Source organism: Mesorhizobium tamadayense, assembly GCF_003863365.1.
In the GTDB taxonomy this organism is placed as follows: Bacteria; Pseudomonadota; Alphaproteobacteria; order Rhizobiales; family Rhizobiaceae; genus Mesorhizobium; species Mesorhizobium tamadayense.
On the sequence record NZ_RQXT01000117.1, the window covers coordinates 1 to 3,446 of the forward strand.

The 3,446-nt window shown below is 64.1% G+C and carries 5 protein-coding genes and 1 pseudogene; 2 read left to right on the top strand and 4 right to left on the bottom strand.

The window, feature by feature from the left end:
* Together EH240_RS38635 and EH240_RS36470 are read left to right on the top strand one after the other, a co-directional pair.
* Positions 1–265 (top strand): hypothetical protein (locus EH240_RS38635; RefSeq protein WP_206075388.1); only part of this gene is annotated, 265 nt, incomplete at its 5' end.
* A 124-nt stretch (positions 266–389) separates the two neighbouring features.
* Positions 390–698: an alkylphosphonate utilization protein gene (locus tag EH240_RS36470; protein ID WP_125007176.1), complete on the top strand. Its 309-nt coding sequence runs from the start codon at positions 390–392 to the stop codon at positions 696–698.
* A gap of 13 nt (positions 699–711) precedes the next feature.
* Here the strand turns inward: EH240_RS36470 and EH240_RS39535 are convergent, their stop codons facing one another.
* The 4 genes and pseudogenes from EH240_RS39535 to EH240_RS36490 all read right to left on the bottom strand — a co-directional run.
* The gene (locus tag EH240_RS39535; RefSeq protein ID WP_245436700.1) at positions 712–861 is read right to left on the bottom strand and encodes a hypothetical protein; all 150 of its coding nucleotides are present in this window, start codon (positions 859–861) and stop codon (positions 712–714) included.
* Between the two features lie 172 nt (positions 862–1,033).
* The gene (locus EH240_RS36480) at positions 1,034–1,915 is read right to left on the bottom strand and encodes a DUF7007 domain-containing protein (protein ID WP_125007177.1); all 882 of its coding nucleotides are present in this window, start codon (positions 1,913–1,915) and stop codon (positions 1,034–1,036) included.
* Positions 1,912–2,385 (bottom strand): hypothetical protein, encoded by a 474-nt coding sequence (locus EH240_RS36485; protein WP_125007178.1) that lies wholly within the window; start codon positions 2,383–2,385, stop codon positions 1,912–1,914. Before EH240_RS36485 ends, EH240_RS36480 begins: the two co-directional genes overlap by 4 nt.
* Positions 2,386–2,476: 91 nt before the next feature.
* A pseudogene (locus EH240_RS36490) lies at positions 2,477–3,446 on the bottom strand (plasmid partitioning protein); the annotation flags it as partial.

The following is a 3,446-nucleotide window of genomic DNA, read 5'->3' on the forward strand; positions in this document are numbered from 1 at the left end:
CTCTTCACTGGCCCTGCCCGGGACGCGGGCCAGCCTTGCCGAGATCGGCGGGTTCCGGCCGCTCCGCGGCGCGATAGCGGCCTTGAAGCGGACAGCCGCCGGTTCAGACCGCAGCAAACCCGCCGGGAAGACCGGCAAGGGATGGATCCGGACATTGGCATGCGGGAGGAAATCACTGTTCAATTCCCGCCGCCACACGATCCGCCTGCCCGTCAGGCTGCGCCAGGGACGACAGTGGTTTGAACTTCGCCTCCTGCCGGTATAGGTGATGGGCCGCGCCGGTCCGCCGCTGCGGATCAGATTTTTGGCCTGCTCCCCCGTCGGATTTTTGGCCTGCTCCCCCGTCGGAATGACAGCGCACTGTATTCAATCCCGGGGCGAGGGCAGCAATGACCGGTCACAACGACGACTACGCCTATGACGACGCGACAGGGAAATGGCGACCAGCGTCGGAGATGGCTGCCATTGCAGCTTCTGCTGGGAATATTGAAGTGCACGATGCCGCCGGTAATGTACTGGCCGACGGCGACTCCGTCGTGCTCGTCAAGGACCTCAAGGTCAAAGGCGCCGGGCAGATCCTGAAGCAGGGCACGGTGATCAAGTCGATCCGCCTCACCGACAATCCCGAAGAGATCGATTGCCGGCATGATGCGATCAAGGGGCTGGTGTTGCGAACCGAATTCGTACGCAAGCGCTGACCAGGCCGCGGTATCAGGCGCGCATCAGGTCCAGTGGCAGTCTGGCACGTAGCAGCTCGATTGCAGCATCCTGCCTTGCGAGTTTGCGGGAGAGAGCGTCGATCTCGTGCTGCCCCTCCAATGTGATCGCTACAAGATTGGCCCGATATCGTTCGAGAAACATTGCCGGCTCCGGGACCCCTCCCGCGTCGATAGCCGACACAGTGGGGTCTGAGCTGCGGAATGATCGCCGTCTCCGCCTTATGATCTGCCGGTCGATCATATCGAGCTGGCGCTGTGTCTGGCCGAGCCTCCTCCATGCGGAAAGAGCTGTGCGCGGCGATCGGCGACGGACATTATGTGTCCCTCCCCTGCCAATCCATGAAGCTCGATGGTCCGCCATAGACACGATGGCGCGCAACATCGATGACGAATCCAAAGCGCCCGACATGATAGTCGTCGGTCGCGACGAGAAAGCGACGTTCCTCCGTGCCCGGCCCACGCTTGCCGCCAGGGGTCGCGATAACCTCGGTGAAACCGGCCTGGTGCTCGCAACGGATCGCCGACACCACGACCCAGTCATCGGCATGCTTCTCGAAAAATGCCCGCTCGTCCTTTTTCGCGGATTGGCCGGGTTTGAGCACCCTCCCGTGGATCGCCTCCCAGGCGTCCGGATACCAGTCGCGGATGGTCTTTTCCGCACCAGCCTTCTCGAAGTCCGTGAAGAGCTCGGGGAAAGCCTCGGCGACGGTCGCCCAATGGCAGTCCTCTTCATACCAGCCGTCATTGGTACGAAAAAGGGAATGGACTTTGCGATTCCGCTCTTCCGACAGGTGAAACCCGCCATGGCCTGCCGTTGAGTGAGCCACGACGCCCTCGGCATAGATGGTGGCTCCCTGCGACGTTCCCCATGGCGTGTGGGCGCTGGAGTGGATCTCGCGACGTCCGAGAGCTGCGCGCTGCTGCTGGTGGCGGGCGTTCGCCTCGACATGCGCGCGAAACGCCGCCTCGTCGGCAAGCTCACCGGCATGGCCGTAGAAATCGCCCCGCGTCCATTCAGCCATGGGCCGGCGGATACGCCAGCCCGTGACAAGATAGTGCCGGCCGTTCCGGTCCGGAACCATGGCGAACGCCGTTTCACCGACAAGCGCAACGGGATATCCGCCGGCGCTGCGGCCAAAAGAAGCCCCCGGACCGGGGGTTTCTTCGTCGCGTATCCGGGGAGTGGCCACGCTCATGCCGCCCTCCCCTCGATGATATCCGCGGCCACGGCATCGGCCGAGATCTCTTGGAGAACGGCTCGCGGATAGTTGTGCCGGGTCAGCCATTCCTCGGCGGCCGTGCGATTGGCGGCAAGATGGACAAGCTCCGCATCGTCGCCGGCGCGGTCGAGCACCAGGACCGAGCCGATGGCGGGCCGCTCCTTGACCGCAAAGTTGAGATCGCTGTTCACCGAAAAGCTCTGGCGAATGCGCAGGACGATGGTGCCCTGACTGCCATAGTCACCCTTATGCAGGGTAATGGATGCCGGCAGCGTGGTGTTGCCGACGCGGATTTCGGCCTGCTTGCGGATCAGCCGGCCGCCGCTGTTGCGGTTCTCCCAGGCGGCGAGCTGCTTGCGATGCCGCTCGGGCGGGCGTGGGGTTCCGTCGCAATAAGTTACGATCGAACCGAGTGGAACGTGGTCATAGATCAATTGAGCCGACATGATGGGTCTCCGTGTTGCTCATGGTGAAACGAAACCGCCGCCGGCGATGTACCGGCGGCGGGAATGCGATCGGAAGGAAGGAAGCGCGCTGCTACTCGGCGGCCGCGCGGAAGCCTTCAGCGTCATCGTCGCCGACATGCGGCGGCTCGACGATCGCATCGCCGTCGAGGTCGTCCTGGTGCTGCGGCGTGCCGTCGTCCTCGGGCTGTCCCCTGGCCTGGTTCATCTTCAGCCAGGAGGTCAGCTTTTCCGGAGTGGGCGCAAACAGCGCCGACTGGTGGACGAAGCGGCCTTCCTTGAAATGCTCGACCAGGGCCGCACGGGTGTCCTTGACCTTCTGACGGGGCAGGACGGATGTGTCCGCGCAGGCGGCTTCCAATGCCTGCCGCGACAGGCATGACAGGAAGTCCTGCGTCCCCATGTTGGCCAGGAAGTTGTCGGCGGCGATGACGTCGCCGGCGACACGGGCGACAACGCCGCTGTCCGAGCGATTCTTCCTGCAGGACAGAACGTCGATCAGCAAGGACCGCACGGCAAGGCGCAGCGTGTCCATGTCGAACTCGAGCTTGCCCTCCTGGTCGAACAGGCGCGCGGCATGTTCGCCGAGGCCTGCGGCCCCGTAATAGGAGATGTCGCGGGCGCCAGATGCCACCGTCACATTCTGGCCGGCGAAGGCGAGAACGAGCAGGGCCATCAGCGTGTCGTCCCCGATCGGTGCGCGCGACAGCGCCTCGTGCAGCGCGTCGGTACGCAGGTCCCCGATCATCTCGACGCCTTTGCGCGTTACGTCCGGACGCGGCTTTGCCGCAACGACGATATCATCGCCATCGGCCTCAACATCAGCGCCATTCTTGCCCTTGGGCTTTTTGGCCGCCGGCATGCGGTATGCGACCGATTGCACCTTGCCGTCGCGGTCGAGATACATGGCGGTGTGATCGGACTTGGACGGCTTGCCGTACACACGCTCGGCCTTGGGCGGCAGCTTCGGCTCGCCCCACTGGCCGGCTTCCACGATCACCCCGCGCTTGGGAAGGTTGTTGGCCATCCATTCCTGCTGCGCG